The 19,762-nt window shown below is 32.9% G+C and carries 18 protein-coding genes; 7 read left to right on the top strand and 11 right to left on the bottom strand.

The features are described from left to right. Window positions 1–187 precede the first annotated feature (187 nt). Window positions 188–652, top strand: coding sequence for a peptidoglycan-associated lipoprotein Pal (gene pal / locus ACQH1W_RS01565; protein WP_425361096.1), 465 nt, complete (start codon window positions 188–190; stop codon window positions 650–652). A 401-nt stretch (window positions 653–1,053) separates the two neighbouring features. On the opposite strand, the gene ACQH1W_RS01560 is transcribed toward pal, so the two are convergent. The 9 genes from ACQH1W_RS01560 to ACQH1W_RS01520 all read right to left on the bottom strand — a co-directional run bounded on the left by ACQH1W_RS01560 (window position 1,054) and on the right by ACQH1W_RS01520 (window position 13,125). Continuing rightward, the gene (locus tag ACQH1W_RS01560) at window positions 1,054–2,151 is read right to left on the bottom strand and encodes a glycoside hydrolase family 3 N-terminal domain-containing protein (RefSeq protein WP_375333182.1); all 1,098 of its coding nucleotides are present in this window, start codon (window positions 2,149–2,151) and stop codon (window positions 1,054–1,056) included. A gap of 9 nt (window positions 2,152–2,160) precedes the next feature. Beyond that, on the bottom strand, window positions 2,161–3,651 hold the full coding sequence (locus tag ACQH1W_RS01555; RefSeq protein WP_375333183.1) for a replicative DNA helicase: 1,491 nt from the start codon (window positions 3,649–3,651) through the stop codon (window positions 2,161–2,163). A gap of 10 nt (window positions 3,652–3,661) precedes the next feature. After that, window positions 3,662–4,591 carry a thioredoxin-disulfide reductase gene (gene trxB, locus ACQH1W_RS01550; RefSeq protein ID WP_375333184.1) on the bottom strand — a complete coding sequence of 310 codons (930 nt, stop codon included), beginning with the start codon at window positions 4,589–4,591 and terminating at the stop codon, window positions 3,662–3,664. A 14-nt stretch (window positions 4,592–4,605) separates the two neighbouring features. After that, window positions 4,606–5,484: an alpha/beta fold hydrolase gene (locus tag ACQH1W_RS01545; protein ID WP_425361095.1), complete on the bottom strand. Its 879-nt coding sequence runs from the start codon at window positions 5,482–5,484 to the stop codon at window positions 4,606–4,608. 131 nt (window positions 5,485–5,615) lie between these two features. Further along, window positions 5,616–6,545, bottom strand: coding sequence for an AEC family transporter (locus ACQH1W_RS01540; RefSeq protein ID WP_341747269.1), 930 nt, complete (start codon window positions 6,543–6,545; stop codon window positions 5,616–5,618). Window positions 6,546–6,636: 91 nt separating this feature from the next. After that, window positions 6,637–7,497, bottom strand: a complete 861-nt coding sequence (locus ACQH1W_RS01535) for a ribonuclease D (protein WP_375331518.1) — start codon at window positions 7,495–7,497, stop codon at window positions 6,637–6,639. 318 nt (window positions 7,498–7,815) lie between these two features. After that, a complete protein-coding gene (gene radA, locus ACQH1W_RS01530; protein ID WP_425361094.1) occupies window positions 7,816–9,153 on the bottom strand; it encodes a DNA repair protein RadA in 1,338 nt (445 codons plus the stop codon). 309 nt (window positions 9,154–9,462) lie between these two features. After that, window positions 9,463–12,843, bottom strand: a complete 3,381-nt coding sequence (gene mfd / locus ACQH1W_RS01525; protein ID WP_425361093.1) for a transcription-repair coupling factor — start codon at window positions 12,841–12,843, stop codon at window positions 9,463–9,465. A gap of 12 nt (window positions 12,844–12,855) precedes the next feature. Continuing rightward, window positions 12,856–13,125 carry a succinate dehydrogenase assembly factor 2 gene (locus tag ACQH1W_RS01520; RefSeq protein ID WP_375333188.1) on the bottom strand — a complete coding sequence of 90 codons (270 nt, stop codon included), beginning with the start codon at window positions 13,123–13,125 and terminating at the stop codon, window positions 12,856–12,858. Between the two features lie 162 nt (window positions 13,126–13,287). Here ACQH1W_RS01520 and ACQH1W_RS01515 point away from each other — a divergent pair, with 162 nt between their 5' ends. From ACQH1W_RS01515 to ACQH1W_RS01500, 4 genes are all read left to right on the top strand, one after another. Further along, a complete protein-coding gene (locus ACQH1W_RS01515) occupies window positions 13,288–13,671 on the top strand; it encodes a rhodanese-like domain-containing protein (RefSeq protein WP_375331519.1) in 384 nt (127 codons plus the stop codon). Next, a complete protein-coding gene (gene dnaA / locus ACQH1W_RS01510; RefSeq protein WP_375333189.1) occupies window positions 13,656–15,065 on the top strand; it encodes a chromosomal replication initiator protein DnaA in 1,410 nt (469 codons plus the stop codon). The genes ACQH1W_RS01515 and dnaA overlap by 16 nt, the downstream gene beginning before the upstream one ends. A 158-nt stretch (window positions 15,066–15,223) precedes the next feature. Continuing rightward, window positions 15,224–16,486 carry an ATP-dependent Clp protease ATP-binding subunit ClpX gene (gene clpX, locus ACQH1W_RS01505; RefSeq protein WP_375333190.1) on the top strand — a complete coding sequence of 421 codons (1,263 nt, stop codon included), beginning with the start codon at window positions 15,224–15,226 and terminating at the stop codon, window positions 16,484–16,486. 99 nt (window positions 16,487–16,585) lie between these two features. Further along, entirely contained in the window at window positions 16,586–16,861 is a 276-nt protein-coding gene (locus tag ACQH1W_RS01500; RefSeq protein ID WP_341760836.1) for a hypothetical protein, read from the top strand. An 82-nt stretch (window positions 16,862–16,943) separates the two neighbouring features. Here ACQH1W_RS01500 and ACQH1W_RS01495 read toward each other — a convergent pair whose 3' ends face one another. Next, entirely contained in the window at window positions 16,944–17,090 is a 147-nt protein-coding gene (locus tag ACQH1W_RS01495) for a hypothetical protein (RefSeq protein ID WP_375333191.1), read from the bottom strand. Window positions 17,091–17,693: 603 nt separating this feature from the next. On the opposite strand from ACQH1W_RS01495, the gene ACQH1W_RS01490 reads away from it, so the two are divergent. After that, window positions 17,694–18,341 carry a heme exporter protein CcmB gene (locus ACQH1W_RS01490; RefSeq protein WP_375333192.1) on the top strand — a complete coding sequence of 216 codons (648 nt, stop codon included), beginning with the start codon at window positions 17,694–17,696 and terminating at the stop codon, window positions 18,339–18,341. A gap of 108 nt (window positions 18,342–18,449) precedes the next feature. Then, the gene (locus tag ACQH1W_RS01485; protein WP_341762407.1) at window positions 18,450–18,881 is read left to right on the top strand and encodes a DUF2670 domain-containing protein; all 432 of its coding nucleotides are present in this window, start codon (window positions 18,450–18,452) and stop codon (window positions 18,879–18,881) included. 632 nt (window positions 18,882–19,513) lie between these two features. Here ACQH1W_RS01485 and ACQH1W_RS01480 read toward each other — a convergent pair. Beyond that, complete coding sequence (locus ACQH1W_RS01480) at window positions 19,514–19,708, bottom strand: hypothetical protein (RefSeq protein ID WP_341762408.1); 195 nt, start codon at window positions 19,706–19,708, stop codon at window positions 19,514–19,516. Window positions 19,709–19,762 lie beyond the last annotated feature (54 nt).

Below are 19,762 nucleotides of genomic sequence, written 5' to 3'. Positions count from 1 at the left end.
AATTTCATTAATCCGAAATTGAGGTTATACGATATTTTTACCACATCCATCCAAGAGTTTAATGCTAAAACTATTTTAGGCTTTTAAGTGACAGTATGATAATATATAATACACAGATAAGATGTTTAACAATTCTTTCTGTTAAGCAAATATAATCAATAGCTTTATTTAAATTAAGGAGTTTGTTATGCTAATACAAAAAACTGCAATAGCTTTTTTAGCACTATTTGTGCTTTCTGGATGTGGTAGTAAAAAGAAACCTAAAGAAGCGGAGTTAACTCCTGCTGTTGAAGAATGTTCTTTAGCTGCTGATTTCGAAAGAAATGTTGGTGATAGGGTGTTTTTTGCTTTCAATAAATCAGATATTTCAAGTAAATCAAAAGAACAGCTAAATAAACAAGCCGTTTGGTTAAAAAAACATTGTCATACTAAAGCTACTATTGAAGGACATTGTGATGAAAGAGGCACAAGAGAGTATAACTTAGCACTTGGTGAAAGAAGAGCAGAAGCTGTACGAAAATACCTAGTTGGTCTAGGAATCGATAATAACAGACTTGATACTATCTCTTACGGTAAAGAGAAACCAGCTGTTATGGGTTGTGACGAAGCAGCTTGGGCACAGAACCGTAGAGCTGTAACTGTTATAAAATAAAGTAGTTAGCGTAAATTGTCGTAAGTAACCTGAATTCGACATAAAAATAATTATTATTCCCCTTCGATGTCACCCCTGCGTAGGCAGGGGTGACATCGTCACAACTGTCGAAAGTTCAACAAACGTCTATTAGCGAGGAGACCGTAGGTCGACGAAGCAATCCATATGACAAGCTTCATGGATTGCGCGCTCACGTACGTTCGCTCGCAATGACGGTTTAGGGCTGACAACGCTCATCGCAATGACGTTTGTTGAACTTTCGACAGTTGTGGTGACATCGTAGGATCGTATCTACCCTCAATTAGCCTTTTTTAGGGTGTTTTTTGGATTCCCGCCATTGCTAAGAATGACATCGTTTTTGTCATATAACTACCTCCCACATCTTATCTAAAAGCAGAATTTTAAACCACCTGACAAACAGCAGTCATTTCTTCTATATCACTACTACAATGTAGCACTAAGTCGCAACCAGCTACAATAGTTTGCCTAGCAACTTCAGCTATACTTGCAACAAATTCTGCCTTCAGTTTTGGGAATTCTTCTACTAAATATTTTTTTAGTCCGGTCTGGTCGGATTTGTCTTTAATAATTCCGTATTCAATAAGTTTTTCTAAATCTTGATCACTTATCGTAGTCGTAGAATCCTGCTTTTCAAAAATCGTCAGAGGTTTTTTAACTATTGAGTATTTAGCTCCAATTTCACCATGCAGGGCAAGCATACAAATATCATCTGAAACTAACATACCTTTAAAACCAACGTCATTTCTAATGAACTTTATAGCAGTGGGCGATAAAGTTACTGGTAGTTTGGTATCTAAAGCCTCAAATACAATGTGAGCTGTCATAGCCCATCCTGCCTTAGCATTTTTAGATAGTTGTCTAAACACTTCAAAATCTGTATTATTTAATTCAGCAAGTGAACTGGTAACACGCGGCAACTTATAATGACTATCACACGTAGCTCTGCCATGCCCTGGTATATGCTTAATAATGGCAATGCCTCCCTGCCCTTCTATCGCCTCTATTGTTTTTGTACATAAATCAACTACTTTTACTACAGAATCTCCAAAGCTACGATCTCCAATAGCATTATCAGTATAAGGGTAACGCAAATCAGCAACTGGACAACATGGTGAGTCTATTCCATATTCTTTTAAACTCTTCATCAGGCTTGAATAATTTTCAAAAACTTTTAAGTACGCATTCTCTGCACCTTCTTGATCATATATTTTACCGAAATCACCAGCAGGGGGATATTCTATATCTATGATAGGTGGCTTCAACCTTGCAACCCTGCCACCCTCCTGATCGACAAAAATCAATATATTATAGTCATATAAGCCTCTTAAATCTTGTACTAACTTTAGTAACTGTTCTCGATCCACAATATTTCTCTTAAAGAGAATAAAGCCATATATTGGATTTTTTAAAAATAATTCCCTTTCTTGTGCAGTCAAACTAGTACCAGCAATACCAAATATTAAAGGTTTCTTGAGCATTTATTATCCCTATAGTGTTTTCTGTAAATTACTAAATTTTGAATACTGACCATCATAGTGAAGTTTCACGCTACCAACACGACCATTACGATGTTTTGCTATTATAATATCGGCAATATTATATACTTGATTTAAATTACTCAACCATTCTGCGTGTTTTTCTGCGTATTTTGCATCACTCGAAGGAGGCTCTTTACGAGTTAGATAATATTCTTCTCGATAAATAAACATCACTATATCCGCATCTTGTTCAATAGACCCAGATTCTCGCAAGTCAGATAACATTGGTCTCTTATCTTCTCTAAGTTCTACAGCTCTAGATAATTGTGATAAAGCAATTACTGGGATATTTAATTCTTTTGCTATAGCTTTTAATCCTTGAGTAATTTCTGAAATTTCATTTACTCTATTATCAGATTTATTTATTCCTCTAATCAACTGCAGATAATCTATAAATAATATACCAAGATTATGTTTACGCTTCATTTTTCTTGCCCTAGTACGAATAGCCGCAATGGATAAAGCTGGCGTATCATCAATAAAAAATGGTATGTCAAGAGCTATAATTTCTCTACGTAATCGATTATAATTCTCTTCTGTCACATGACCAGACCGTAAGGCTGAAGAGTCAATGTTAGTATGCATGGAAAGAATACGAGTAGCAAGCTGCTCAGATGACATTTCAAGAGAGAAAAAACCTACTGACTGATCTTTTTCTTGTTCCTTATTTTTTAACTTCATAGAATTACAAGCATTTATCGCAAGATTTATGGCAAAAGCTGTTTTCCCCATTGATGGGCGTGCAGCAATGACAACTAAATCTGAATTATGAAAACCTGATAACTCCCTATCTAAATCAATTAATCCTGTAGAAATACCTATTACGTGATTAGAATTCTTCATAGCTCTGTCAATATTGGCAAGGGACTCCGAGAGAGACACAGCAATTTTAACAAAACTCTTGTCATTAACTCCTTCACTAGCAAGGTTATAGAGTTTACCCTCTGCATGCTCTATTTGTTGACTTGCATCATATTCTAAAGAGGAATCATAAGCATTATTAACTACCTCCTCTCCTATCTGAATTAAACTACGCCTTACTGCCAAATCATAGATTATTCTTCCATAATCAAGAGGATTAATTACCATCATCGATAAAGTAACCAGCTTATTTAGGTATTCGCTGCCACCTAATTGCTGAAATAATTCATCTCGTTCTAACATACTTCTAAGCGTTACCGGAGTAGCAATTAAGCCTTTTTCGGTAATAACCTCAATAGCATTATAGATCTTTTGATGTATTGGCTCAAAAAAATGATCTGATCTTAGGAATTCTGAGACAGTATTTAAGTAATCATGGTTGACTAAAATTGCCCCTATTAACATTTGCTCGGCCTGAATATTTGCTGGTAAAGTTCGAGCAACAGGTAAAACTATACTTGTCTCATTTGATCCACTTAACTTATCTGCTTTATCACTCACTTTTTTACTACGAGGCATAATTTTTTATTTAATGATTTAAAAACTTTTCTACTTCTAAAGCCGCCATACATCCTGTACCAGCAGCGGTAACTGCTTGTCTAAAAATTTTATCTTGTACATCTCCAGCAGCGAAAACACCTTTAACACTGGTTTCCGTTGAATTTGGTTTAGTAATAATATAATTATCACTATCTATATCTAGTTGTCCTTTGAACAAAGCAGTATTCGGCATATGACCAATTGCTACGAATATACCAGTACAATTAATTAAACTAAGCTCGCCTGTTTGAGTGTTTTCAAGCTTGGCTGAATTAACCGATTTAGGATTATCAGTACCAATGACTTCAACCAGTCTATGATTCCAAATGACTGATATTTTGGGATTTCTAAATAATCTCTCTTGTAAAATCTTCTCGGCTCTAAAACTATCCCGGCGATGAACAATAGTCACCTGACGTGCATGATTAGTTAAATATAATGCCTCTTCAACAGCACTATTCCCCCCACCAATAACTAATACATCCTGATTCTTGAAAAAAAAACCATCACAAGTAGCACAAGCTGAAACACCATACCCTTTGAATTGTGCTTCGGAAGGAATATTAAGCCACCTTGCTTCTGCACCGGTACATATTATAACGCCGTCCGCCCTAATTATACCAGACGAGGTGGTCACCACTAAGGGTTTTTTTGAAAAATCAACTTTTTCTACATAATCACAGATAATTTCTGCACCAACATTTTTTGCCTGTTGCATCATTTGTTCCATTAACCATGGACCTTGAACAGGTTCTGCAAAACCTGGATAATTTTCAACATCTGTAGTAATAGTTAGCTGCCCACCTGGCTGCATACCATGCAATAATATCGGTTTTAGTGCTGCCCTAGCTGTATAGATTGCTGCACTCAGTCCAGCAGGACCTGAACCTATAATAAGTACTTTAGTAGAACGATTCATAGCAACCTAAATTTTTATATTTTCAAAGCATTTACCCAAGATTTTATATAACTAATCTGATCATCAGTCATTAATGAAGGTACATGACCAGCATAATCAACAACGAAAAGATCAAAATCTTTGGTTTCTTTCATCTTCTCAATAGTAGATTGTTGTAAAATTTCTGATTTAGCCCCGTGAATAACCAACAATTTACAAACAATCTTATTCCATATAGTCCATATATCAACATTTTTGGGCTTATTTGCATTAGCATTCATACCTTGTACTATGGCAGGATCATAATTCATTTTATATTTTCCATCTTGGATTTTTATAAAACTATATTTGGTAAGATGATCCCAATCTTCCTCACTACTAATACCGAATTGGCTATATATTAGCTTTAAATGTTGCTTGGCACTAACTAAATCAACAAATGAGGGAGTTTGACCTGCATATTGACCGATTTTAACTAGAGAAGATGCTGGAATAAAAGGTCCTACATCATTTATAATCATTGCTTTGATAAGTTCCTTATATTTACTAGCTAGCACATAACCAATTATTCCACCCATGGAAGTACCAAGCCAAATACAGTTGTTAATACCTAATTTTCTAAAAAAAAGCACCGTATCTTTTACATATACTTGATAATTATAATGCTTTTTCGTTTTAAAAACATCACTATTCCCACGTCCTGGATAATCTATAGCAATTACTCGAAAATTATCACTTAATGCCATAGCGATTTTATCAAAATCATGAGCATTCCTAGTTAAACCATGGGTACAAATTATTACATTTTCATTATTAGGGTCACCAAACTCAAGATAAGCTATTTTATGAGCTGGAATATATTGTGAGCCTAACCAATTAATATAAGGTCCAACTTGGATAAATTTTTGTATCATTTTTTTATATCATTGGTGCTATAGCTAACCTGACTAGCATTACACCAAATTCACAGACGCTATTAGCAAGGAGCTACTTTAGTAGCGACGAAGCAATTGTAATTTCGCGTTAATCAGGTTAGTTATAATAATTAATTCAAATCGCTTAAAAATATAGTTACCATAACTGGTATATATACTACACCAAAAAGCAGGGAAAGAAATACTGTGGTAGCAACTTTTTCTGGATAAAATTTTTGTAAACTGGCTATGACAATTACGTTTGCTGCCATAGGAGCAGTTGAAAGAAGCCTTAAAGCATTGTAATAATTCTCATCATACCATCCTAAAACAAACTTATCCAAAAGAATAAATATGTTAACCCCTAGTGGATAGAATAAAAATTTTGCCATGAAAGTAGCTAAAGTAAACTTTATGTCTATTTCAAACTTTTGCAAAGCTGAAAGAGCTAAACCAACCATAACCATACCAAGTATAGAAAATGCCCCCCGCATGTTATATATAAAATCATCTAGGAAATCAGGTAAAGTAAAACCAGCAAAACTAAATAAACAACCAAGTAAAAAACCGTTTAAAATTGGTAACTTTACAACCTTCAAGATACTTTCACTACTATTAGCAAAGCTCCTAGCACAAATATAAAAGCCTACTGATGATTCGAAAATATTTATTCCTATAACTGCCATCATATAGATGCTTAAAACATAATCATCAAAGAGAGTAGCGGCTATTGGCAGCATAAAATAACCACCATTAGCGGTACCTGCAGATAATGCTATAATGTTTCGTGTATGATCAAGCCAATATCGCCCAAAAAAATAGTAGGAAAATATTGATAACGAAGTGGCAATGAAAAAAACAACTACAGTAACGCTTAATGCCGATAAAGTCAAAGTAGTACTGGCAGGAATAGCAAAAAAAACAATAGGAGATATAAAATAGAATAACAAAGAAGCTATACTATCTCTCTCAACTTTAGAATATCTTCCTGCTAAAAAACCAATTACTACACTCAGTAATACAGAAATGGTTTTAAAAAAAACTATAGTAAAAATTGCCATGTAATAAAAGCCAAAAGATATCAGATGCTGTTTTACTTAACCTTTTAGACAATAGCAAATTTATTCCACAATTAACATAAATAAAGTACCTTTATTCACCTAATTCTTGTATAGCAAGACACAAATCTGCTAATTGAGTTCTATATTTTTGTTTACTAAGATAGCGACTATTTAATTTAAGATTTTCAAAATCTTTATTACTGGTAGGTAAATATTGACAAATCTGTACTAATTCCTCATCAGAAATAAAATGTCTCCTTGGTAAATCTATTGTACTGGCTTGTTCTTCCCGATAAGCTGCCATAATTTTCATTTTATGAATAAAAGACTCTGAATGATTATTGAATCTAACTTTTTGCCAAGCTTTTTGTACATTAATAATATAATTTTCAACATTAAGCAAAGATTTTATTTGCTCGTCATATTCGTTTTGTAAGTTATTATCTTGAATTATTTGTTGCAATACCTTGTAAATCGGTTCTAAATATTCAACATCTTTAATAGCATAATTTAACATATTAGCATTAATTGGACGCTTTAACCAATTAGACCTTTGGTAAGTTTTATCAATGTGAACTAAGCAAATTTTGCTACATATATCCGAATAACTCAAATATTTACCAAAATCACAAATACCAGCTGCAATTTGTATGTCAAAAACATTTTTAGGCAGTTTCTTAAATAAACGATAAAATATCTCAAAATCCTCTCTAGGGGCGTGAACTATTTTAAGAATTTTATCGTTCAGAAATATTTCGTTAATAGGAGAAAGATCCAAATTGCTCAAAGTGTCAATTATCACTTTATAACTACTGGCCATAATTTGAATTATGCTAAGCTGAGCAAAATAGGTATTTTTACGCAAGAACTCAGTATCAACACTTATAGTCTTACAATCTAATAACTGTCGACAGAATTCATTTAATGCTTTCTGATTATCAATAATAAGTATTTTTGAAGTATTAGTAATTAAATTGCTCCTATATAATAAATTTGGTATTTTTCTATACGCGAATTTGGGATTCTATGCTTTTTTGTGGTTAAAAGTAGCGTAACACTTTTACGCTACTTTGTCAAAGATGGAATCCTTAATTTATAACACTTATCTTAAAATAAGTGTTTCATAAGTGCTACAATTAAAAAAACAATTAAGACATTTCAAGAAACAGATAATCGGAACTATTAAACTGATGTCTCCCATCGAACTAAGGTAAAATAGTCAAATAAGATTCTAATAATACTATTAGAATTTCATAAGTGTGAATTTTAACTATATCAACTCTTTCAATTCTTTTATATTACTAATTGGACAAATTAGGTTATTACTTAACTTTTCAAGTTTGGAGCAAATTAATTTATTGAATCCTAATTTCGTTGTTTCTTTTATTCTCATTTCTGCTGCATTGACTTTTCTTATTTCACCAGATAAACCAATTTCTCCAAAAAAAACACTATGTTCTGGCACAGCTTTATTATTTGCTGCAGAAATTAAAGCAGCTGCAACAGCTAAGTCTGAAGCTGGTTCTGAAATTTTAAGCCCACCAGCAACAGTTAAATATACTTCCTTAGAAGTTAAGTTAAGACCAAACCGTACATTAAGTACAGCTATTATCATTGATAATCTATTTAAATCCCATCCTACAACCGAACGTCTTGGCATTGGCATATTGGAAGGAGCAATTAATGCCTGAATCTCAATTAGTAATGGTCTAGATCCTTCAATTCCAGCAAATACCGTTGTCCCGCTAACATTTTTATCCCTTTTCATCAAAAATAGCTCGGAAGGGCTAGAGAATTCCATAAGACCATTAGCAGTCATCTCAAAAACACCGATTTCTCCTATTCCACCAAATCTATTTTTAATAGAACGCAAAATACGAAAATGACTATTAGGATCACCTTCAAAATATAGTACGGTATCAACAAGATGTTCGAGTAACTTAGGACCAGCTAATTGCCCATCTTTTGTCACATGACAGCTAAGTAAAATAATAATATTATTTTGCTTAGCATAGCTAACCAGTTCATTAGCACAGGCTCGAATCTGCGAAATAGTGCCAGGTGGTGATGATAGTGTGCGAGTTACCATTGTCTGAATTGAATCGATTACTACCAAATCAATATTATTTTTATCAGAATCAATAGTTGAGATAATATCTTCGATATTAGTGGCAGCTAAGATAGATGTTGTCTCATTATTAAGACCTAATCTTAAGGCTCTTAGCTTTATTTGGTCAATGGATTCCTCACCAGTTATATATAAGCAATTCATTCTAATTTTATCACAAAAAGAACTTGCCACTAAGTGTAATAATAAAGTTGATTTACCAATGCCAGGATCACCACCAATTAAAATTGCCGAAGAGGAAACCAACCCGCCACCTAACACCCTATTTAATTCATTTATAGGTGTAGGAGTACGTAATGATTCCACAACAACACCATCAAGCTTTTGTATTTGTTGTTTATTGCCTAACCTAACTTGTACTTGACTAATTACCTCTTCCTCAATTGCTCCCCATAAGCCACAATCAAAACATTGTCCTGCCCATTTTGATGTACTATTACCACAATTTGTACATATATATTGCTTTTTAATTTTACTCACTTTCCTAATTTTAATTCCTAGTTAACCTAGATTCAATGTAAGACATCGGTTTAATAGCCTATTACGCGAATTCGGGATAAGAATTTGTCAATTCTTATCCCGAATTCGCATTATATGGTATTATGCATAGTACCCATTTTTCTATAATCGTCATCGCGAGGCATCTTTAGATGCCGTGGCGATCTAGGTAAACAGCGAAGCTGTTTTTTTAGAGTAACGCTTCGCGTATACTAGATTGCTACGACGCCGCTTTTCGCGACTCCTCGCAATGACGGTTAAGGAAAAACTTGATTATCGAGTTATATGGTATTATGCCGCCAATAATTGCTCCAACAGACTATTCGCTTCCTCTATAATATCTTTTCCTACCAATGTTTTGGTAAATACTAACTTAGTATCCGGTTTTATTTTGGTTTGCTGAGGATATTTTATAACAAAATTTCTAATCTTATCAGCTATATCTGATTCTTTATAAAATTTTAAAACAAATCCTCGATCACCAGAGTCTAAATTTTCAATATTAAGCTTACTGCATTTATGCTTTATTTTTAATATATTAAGTAGATTATTAAACTCTGATGGGATAGGACCAAAACGGTCAACCATTTCGTCCTTAAAATTTTCAATATCTATATCATCAATTAAATTTCCAACTCTTCTGTACAAACTTAGTTTAAGAGCAGAATCTGCAATATAATTATCGGAAATGAAAACAGGTAATCCCAAATTAATTATTGGAACAAAAGCTTTTGGCTGCTCAATAACTTCATCCTTAAGAATTGCTATTTGTTCATCTAACATCTCCTGATAAAGCTCCACTCCTACTTCTTTAATCTGTCCAGACTGCTCTTCTCCTACCAAGTTACCAAAACCACGTAAATCCATATCATGGCTGGCAATGGTAAAACCAGAACCAAGAGTACAACTACTCTGCATTATTTCTAGACGTTTTATTGAATGTGCGGTCATTTTCTTATAATTAGCTAAGGTTAAATAGGCATAACCTCTGACTTTACTTCGTCCTATCCTACCTCTGAGCTGATATAACTGACTCAAACCAAGCATATCAGATTTATGAATAATCATTGTATTAGCTTCGGCAATATCTATACCTGACTCAATTATTGTGGTAGAAACGAGTATATCAAACTTACCATCACAAAATTCACTCATAATCTCATCTACTTTGGCAGCTGGCATTTGGCCATGAGCAACTTTGTACTTTAGTTCAGGTACACCTTCCTGTAAGTATCTCTCTATATCCGGAATGTCCTTAATTCTAGGCACTACATAGAAGCTTCTACCACCACGGAAACGTTCTTTAAGTAAAGCATCTCTAATAATAACCGGATCAAACGGCATAACTGTTGTCCGAACTTCTAGCCTATCAATCGGTGGTGTGGCAATGATACTAAGGTCTTTCAGCCCTACCATAGACATCTGCATTGTACGAGGAATTGGGGTCGCCGAAAGAGATAGAACATGCATTGTAGTTCTTAGTTTCTTTAAATGTTCCTTTTGAGCAACACCAAAATGTTGTTCTTCATCAATTATTAATAATCTTAGGTTACTAAATTCTATATTCTTACTCAGCAAGGCATGTGTACCAATTATTATATTAGCTGTACCATTTTTGATTTGTTCTTTAACAATTTTAGCCTCGCTATTGGTAACTAGACTAGATAATTGTACTATATTCAGCCCTAAATCCTTAAATCTTTTGCGAAATCTTAAATAATGCTGCTTACCTAGAATAGTAGTTGGTACGACAATGGCTACTTGAGGGGGGACGTCACAGTTTGATTTAGCTACCATAAAAGTTGCCCTTATGGCCACTTCAGTTTTTCCAAAACCAACATCACCACAAATTAATCTATCCATTAAAAGACCTGAGTCAAAATCTTTTCTAATATCATTTATGGCATTTAATTGATCTTCAGTTTCGGTATATTTAAATCTCTGACAGAATTTGTCATATTCTTCATGATCAAACTCTATTGGATTAGTTACAGTTAATTTCCTCTTAGCGGCTATTGCTAATAATTGTTCGGCAATTTCTGTAATACGATTCTTGAGTTTAGCCTTACTTCTTTGCCAGCTACTGCTACCTAACTTGGCCAGCTGTGCTTCACTGCTACCATATTTCTTAATTAGCTCTATATTCTCAACAGGAATATATAATTTATCATTATTCTCATATAAAATTTTTAGGAAATCATGAGCTTTGCCTTTAACATCTAGTGTTTCAACATTAAGAAATTGACCAATACCATGATCCTTATGAACAACTAACTCTCCTTCACCTAAATTATCTAATTCCATTAGAATGTTTTTAAGCTTACGTTTAGCACCTTGCTGGCGAACGTTTGCCGCACTTTTTCCTAAAATATCGTGAGCTGCAATAAACAAATATCTATCACTATAAAATCCTTGACTCAGTTGGACATATGCAAGATTTATCATACCAATTTTTGCCTGTTGTAGATTGTCTATCTCGATATATTCTCGTGAGTAGCTATTTATCAAGCTCTTCAGTCTTTCCAAATTACTTTTAGACTGACAAAAAATAATTGGTATTTTAGTATTATTGTTCTCTATAATCTCAAATAGCTTATCAAAAACTGTCTTATCCTCAATAAAACTAGTTGCAATAATTTTTTCTAATGAATATGCATAAGATGAATCTTCAGGAGTAATTAAAATATTCTTATCCTGTTCTAGTAAAGTTTGTATTTCCTGACTGGTAAAGTAAATCTGCTCAGGAGGCAACGCAGGATAGAATGTGTTTAATTTTATTTTATTAGACTCAATGCGGGATCTGTAAAGATCTGTATAATTATTCTCCTGCTCAAGAATTGATTGTAACGACAAATTATCATAAATAATAATAGGATCATCTAAATAATTAATTAAACTACTGAAAGAATTATAGAATAAAGGAGATAAATGTTCATATCCTTGAAATTTTTTTCCTTCAGTTATTAATTCATATAAAGGGCTATTCACGTAATTAACACCAAAAGCTTTTAGATAATTATCTCTAAAATTCTTTATTGTTTCTAGATTTAATATTACCTCACTGGCAGAATTAATTATTAGCTCCGTGCAGCTATTAGTAGAAATTTGACTATCAATATCAAATTCTCTTATTGACTCTATGTGATCCCAACTAAAATTAATACGATAGCCCTTATACCCTGGTAAAATTATATCTACTATCTCTCCTCTTACTGAAAATTCGCCACTATCAATGCTACTACTACTCCTTGTAAAACCATTATGTACTAGGAACTCAGCGAGCTTACCCGCTGAAAACTTCATTTTATTATGTAATTTCAGAAAAGACTTAACTAGGAATTCCGAAGGCGGTAATTTGCTCAGTAAATTCACCGCATTAGTAACTACCAATTTTTTTTCATTATTAGTTGCTAAATAACTTAGTGTATTAGCTCTTTCTGATAAAATGTTAGACTGGGGTGAAATGCGATCATATGGTATAGTATCAAAACTAGGAAAATATAATATATTACTAGTCTTAATGCTTTGTGCAAAAAATAATAACTGTTTATGGCTATTAATTGCATCATCTTCACTAGCAAAAATAAGTAAAATATTCTTGGTTGGTTTATTTGAGAAATACTCATTAGCAAAAAAACTTTTTGCACTGAGCGGTAGAGGTTGTTGTATCATTGTTTATTAAGCTTATAGGCGGTTAATATCAAAATTAAGTATTTGTAACATCACTTTTGACTTTAAGTGAACAGGAGGAGTTGTTTTATTGGTAATCCAATCATAAATATCTATATCATTTTGATTAAGTATTAAAGCAAAATCTGTTAAACTATCTATGTCCATATTAGCAAGAAATTGTTCAGCAAATTTACCTAATATTAACCCGGTTTCTTTGCAACCACGATTTTTGCTTTGGTATAGTAATTTTTTAGTTAGGAATGCCTTTTTTAAATAGTCCATATTGATAATCTTACAAAAAAATATCATAATATGATTCAGATAGTTTGACAATTACCAAATATAAAATATAAATTGTATATGTAGTATATACTCAAATTTAATTAGTCTAAATCTTGTTCTTATTCAATAAATTTTAATATATTCAAAAAAATGCAGATGCCTATAAGTATCAAAAATATATCTTCCTTAGAAGCTTATAAGTTGCTAGGAATGGATGAGTGTACCATTGTTGTTGATGTTAGAACTACTGAAGAATGGCAAAAAATAGGTATTCCAAAGCTTGATAAAGATCAAGTACTTTTTCTTAGCTGGCGTTTATTGCCTGATATGTCCTTAAATCATGAATTTAACAACCAGTTCATATCGAAAGTCAGGAATAAAAATAATGTATTATTCCTTTGCCGTTCAGGTGTACGATCTCATGAAGCGGCATCGTGTGCTGGTGGTTTAGGTTATCCAAACTGCTACAACATCATTGATGGTTTTGAAGGAGGAGATAATGGAGCTGGTTGGAAACAAAATAATTTACCATGGCAAGTTCTGTGAATACTAACCAAAATCAATTGACTGTAGAAAAGGAAGTAGCTCATTATAGAGATATTTGGCAGCATGTTTGTTCTGATCTTAATAAACATTATGGTGAGTCTTTGTATAAAAGTTGGTTCAGTAAGATTAACTTTCTAGAAGCTTCTACTACTACTGTTATACTTTCTACACCAACAAATTTTATTCGAGATTGGATAAAATCAAGATATGCACGTGATATATTGCAATCTTGGCAGTCCTACGACAAAGATATTAAATCAATTGAGATAGTTACTAAAGAATTACTAGAACAAAATCCAAATATACCTGAATATTTAGCAAAAATTCCATCAATAAAAGAAGGAATGGATATCAATTCCGAAGGCATTTTTTCAGCATTAGACTTACGATTTACTTTTGAAAATTTTGTAGTTGGTGGACCAAATGAGTTAGCATATGAAGCCTCTAGAGCAGTTGCTGAATCAGAGAGTGCCGTAGCTGAATCTAACCCCTTATTTTTGTATGGGGGTGTTGGCCTTGGTAAGACACACTTAATGCATGCTATTGCTTGGTATATAAGACATAATAACCCGACTCGCAAAGTAATTTACATGTCGGCAGAAAAGTTTATGTATCAATTCATCAAAGCACTTCGTAATAAAGATGTTATGTCCTTTAAAGAAGAATTTCGTTCAGTTGACGTGCTAATGATCGATGATATTCAATTTATATCTGGTAAAGATAGTACTCAAGAAGAGTTTTTTCATACTTTCAATGCTTTGATTGATAATAATCGTCAAATGGTTATATCATGTGACCGTTCACCGTCAGATTTAGATAATATTGAAGAGCGGATTAAGTCTAGGCTTGGTTGGGGATTGGTTGCAGATGTTCACAGTACTACTTATGAGCTAAGATTGGGAATATTAGAATCTAAGCTTGAACAGATGAATATTCACATACCTAAAAATGTTGTAGAATTCTTGGCATCAAAAATAACGTCAAATGTTAGAGAGTTAGAGGGGGCTCTTAATAAAGTTATTGCTCATTCAACTTTAGTTGGTAGGGAGATAACTTTAGAAAATACCCAAAATATTTTACGTGACTTACTACGTTCCAATGAAAGAATTATAACGATTGAAGATATTCAAAGAAAAGTAGCTGATCGTTATAATATTAAATTTTCTGATATGTCTTCTCCTAGACGTATTCGCTCAATAGCTAGACCAAGGCAAGTAGCTATGTATTTAAGTAAAACATTAACCCCAAAAAGTCTTACTGATATCGGTAAGAAATTTGGTAAGAAAGATCATACTACAATAATGCATGCCATCAAAAAAGTAGAAGAATTATGTGAAATTGATGCAGAATTTCGAGAGGAACTTAGTCTGTTAATGAAGATACTGCAAAACTAGATTACTATGAATTTAAAGAAAAGCACGTTTCCCATAATAGAAATATTGTCTTATCCCAAATTCGCGTATCTTGAAAATATATTAGACTTACCTAAATAACTTATCTATATTAGAGGTATATAAGCTATATTAAACTCATAAATTAAAAAAGCGGAATCATGTCAGGGGAAGTTGGAAAAAAAGAATTAAACTGTTCTTTTTGTGGTAAAAATCAATATGAAGTAATAAAATTAATTGCTGGACCAACAGTATTTATTTGTAATGAATGTATTGAACTTTGCCGTGATATTATAAAAGAAGAGACTAAAGTAACTCTTAAACAAGTTGCATCTTTAATTCCAACACCACAAAGAATTTTTTCTACTCTTAATGATTACGTAATTGGTCAAGATCAAGCAAAAAAAGTCTTATCAGTTGCGGTATATAATCACTATAAACGATTAGAATATATCGAGTCAGGTAATAATGATGTCGAATTAAATAAATCAAATATCCTAATTATTGGCTCTACTGGCTCTGGTAAAACCCTTTTGGCACAAACCTTAGCAAAAATTCTTGATGTACCTTTCACTATGGCAGATGCCACTTCTTTAACCGAAGCTGGCTATGTTGGTGAAGATGTTGAAAATATCTTGCTAAGATTATTACAAGCAGCAGACTTTAATATAGCCAAAGCCCAACGAGGCATTGTTTATATAGATGAAGTAGATAAAATCGCTAGAAAATCTGAAAACCCTTCCATAACAAGAGATGTATCGGGAGAAGGAGTCCAACAAGCATTACTTAAAATCATGGAAGGAACTATTGCTTCTGTTCCCCCTCAAGGTGGCAGAAAACACCCACAGCAAGATTTTGTTCAAGTAGATACTTCCAATATTTTGTTCATATGCGGTGGAGCTTTCATGGGGATAGATAATATCATTAATGCCCGTACTGCTCAAAGTTCGATTGGTTTTGCGGCAAATGTCCAATCAAAACAAGAAAAAAAACACAGTGAAATACTCAAATCATTAGAAATTGAAGATCTAGTAAAGTTTGGGTTAATTCCAGAATTCATCGGTAGGCTTCCAGTAGTAGCAACTTTAGATGACCTAGACAAAGCATCTTTGGTGGCAATTTTAACTCAACCCAAAAATGCTGTTATCAAGCAATATCATAAATTATTTGAGTTAGATGATGTTGAACTATCAATTGATAATGATGCTTTAGAAGGAATAGCCGAGAAAGCACTGGCACGAAAAACCGGAGCTAGAGGCCTTAGATCGATAATTGAGACACTGCTACTTGACAGCATGTATAATGTTACCAATCTGAAAAAAATGCATGTACATATTTCAAAAGATGTTATAGATGGCAAAGCTACCCCCATAGTTACACCAAGAAACTACGGAAAAGCTACTAAAAAGCGTATGGCGGTATAGAATAAAGAATTTATTAATTCATTTCTTAATTAATAGTTGACATTCTTTTTGCAAATAGTTACAATTTTCTTTATATTTCAAATTAACAGAGGATTATATATGATAAATAATGATAATGATGCAATAATGATTCAAAGAATAATTAACCGGAATTGTTTACATCCTGAGCATGTAGCAGCTTTAAAAGCCGCTCTTATAAATTATTTCAGAAACAACGGTGATAATAATTTTAATGCTAACAACAGGGTAGAGGATAATGATTTAAATGTTAACAACCAAAATGTTGGCAACTTTATTACTACAGAGGTAGCTAGTCTTAATACATCTGATGCCACACTACCACTAGCAGGAGAAGCCGAACATCCTACAGAATAACTACAAATACTACCACTTCAAGAGCTGTAAAAACAGCTCTTGAAGTTAGTTGCAATGTAATTAAAAAGGTTTTACTAATTTGTCATAAAGTAACATGATTCCCGTAGAAAAAAAATGGGACAAATATACTCTTTACTTCCAATAATGAGGATTCATTACTAATTTCTTGTTGTAAATCTCCTCTGATTAAATCAAAGATTTCCTGTAAACTTTTACCACCATCTATCATTTGTTTAAAAACATATTTGGTATAATTAGAAATTGGTATAGTAATATTGATATTTTTTAATAATGAACTATTTAATGTAAAGTTAACCTCAAATATTGATGTAATAAGTTAATAATAGGCTCAAGTAGTCATCGCCATTAGGGGTAACATCCATAACTGTCGAAAGTTAGTAAATATAGCTTCCCTAACCTGAATTCGATGTAACAAGTTACATCGAATTCAGTATTATATATAGAAACAATCAGGTTTGAAGCGGCTGCCCACCTGATTGTTAAAATATAATACTCCATTCAATATGTGATTTTAATAATTAAAATTACATATTGAATGATGAAAAAAGTTAAAATGCACCCGCGTCAGCCGCTTCAAGAGTGCATTTTTCCTTATAACAAAGCAAGTATCGATATAAGAATTAATAATTCTTATATCGAACTGAGGTTCCCTATACGTCTATTAGCGAGGAGGCAATGGAATCGCCAACGCGGCAATCTTGTTGTGAAGTAGGGACAAGTATTACTTCAAAAGATTGCTACGACGACGCTTTTCGCGGCTTCTCGCTAATAGACAGTTAAGGAAAAACTTGATTATCGAGTATAATGAGATATGCATAAACTAATACAGCTAATAAAATGGGAATACTTAATTCAAAATCGTATTAATAATCTTAGCAAATATCTATTTATATTTTTTTTATTTTGTATTTTCAGCACTGCTTTAATCAATGACCAAGTAGATATTAAGAAATTTGGGATTATTTTTTCAGTAATTTTTTTACCAATAGCCCTAATTGGCTTCTCTAGTCTAATATTAAAGCAAGATGTGGAGGATGGAAGTTTAGAGCTACTATTATCCAGTTTCAGTGAGAGTGAAATTGTTATATCTAAATTATTTGCTATATTTTTTAGTTCACTTACTAGCTCTTTATTAAATATCCCAATAATTTATATTATTTTCGATCTTGATCTAATAACAGTAACCTATCTTTTTATCACTCTAACTTTGCTATTAACTTTGTCCAGTAGCCTACTAGTTTTAATTGGATCTATTCAAAGCTATTTTAGGTCAAATACTAACCTACTAGCAATATTAATCATGCCACTATTAATACCCAACATAATACTTACCGGTCTTGTTTTACAAAATCTTGAGAATATAAGTCTAATTTTTGTTATGATTGGTATCAATATGCTTCTTTTACCAACCATATTTTATCTCTCATCATATCTAATTAAGAATATTTACAACATTTAATTTATATTATACACCATACTGACCCCTGCACTAATAAAAAAATTGTTATTTTTTTATTATTCATGTAATTTAATCGTAGTTTTTTAACCATTTTTCGGTAGTTTATATATGTGGCAAGCTTTAAGAAGACTAATAGCAGCTAACCCTATGGGGATGTTTTTATGGAGTATCATAGCTAAATGGTACTTTATGATAGCAGTTGCCTCTTTGATAGTATTATTTTGGGTAGCCAAGGGTCTTGAACAAATTGGATTTATAAAATATATGACCGATGCTACAATTGAAATTCTTGATACATCTAAATCAATTGCTCAAAATTGTACTACAAAATTAGGTCCCAACTTTGAGAGCTTAACCAATTTTTGGAAATGTTTAGGAGACCCACCAAAATACGAAATTAGAGAAGAAGAAACAGGGGAAAAAGTTTTAGAGGATGGATTAAATAAGTTATTGCCTAAAGATAAGACAGTACCGGAAATGCTTCCATATCGCAATCCTTATGATTCTCCTAACGACTCTACAGATAGTGATGGTAAATAAACCGATGGTAATTAACCTGAATTCGATGTAACTTGTTACATCGAATTCAGTATTATATATAGAAACAATCAGGTTTGAAGCGGCTGCCCACCTGATTGTTAAAATATAATACTCCATTCAATATGTGATTTTAATTATTAAAATCACATATTGAATGATGAAAAAAGTTAAAATGCACTCGCGTCAGCCGCTTCAAGAGTGCATTTTTCCTTATAACAAAGCAAGTATCGATATAAGAATTATTAATTCTTATATCGAACTGAGGTTAATTAAGTAAATTATCGAAACAATCATATTTGAGACGGCTCTGCATCTGATTCTCGATAATCAAGTTTTTCCTTAACTGTCTATTAGCGAGAAGCCACGAAAAGTGGCGTCGTAGCAATCTTTTGAAGTAATACTTGTCCCTACTTCACAAGATTGCCGCGTTGCCGCTTCCATCGCCTCTTCGCTAATAGACGTATCTTTTAATAATTCTAAAAAACTTGATTATCGAGTTAAACCTTTTCGAGTTAGCTATACTATAGTCAATTCAGGAGGATTTGGTGCTAGGAGCGATGGAGCGACGCCTATATGTAATAGGCGAGCGACGAGTGACGACGTCACCAACTTCTCATCAATTGACTATAAAACTAAATCAAACAATAATAAACCACATACAGCCAAGAAAACACGCCATGTACGACTGCCCATAATACAGAGTGGTTTATATTAAATGAAATAGCCATAGCAAGTGCCGCACCAAATGACACGCCATGCTGCATAACAATGTTTATTCTCCTCCTTGGTGGATAAATTCCATAATCTTCACGGTTCATTTTACTCATTTTTTTCCTCATATAATTCTAGAACAATTTATAACATAATTTATGCTTACCACT

The sequence above is a fragment of the Candidatus Tisiphia endosymbiont of Stenodema calcarata genome, from assembly GCF_964030695.1.
GTDB lineage: Bacteria > Pseudomonadota > Alphaproteobacteria > Rickettsiales > Rickettsiaceae > Tisiphia.
The sequence above is the reverse complement of the archived record's forward strand: the minus strand, read 5'-3'. Positions and strand labels throughout refer to the sequence as shown.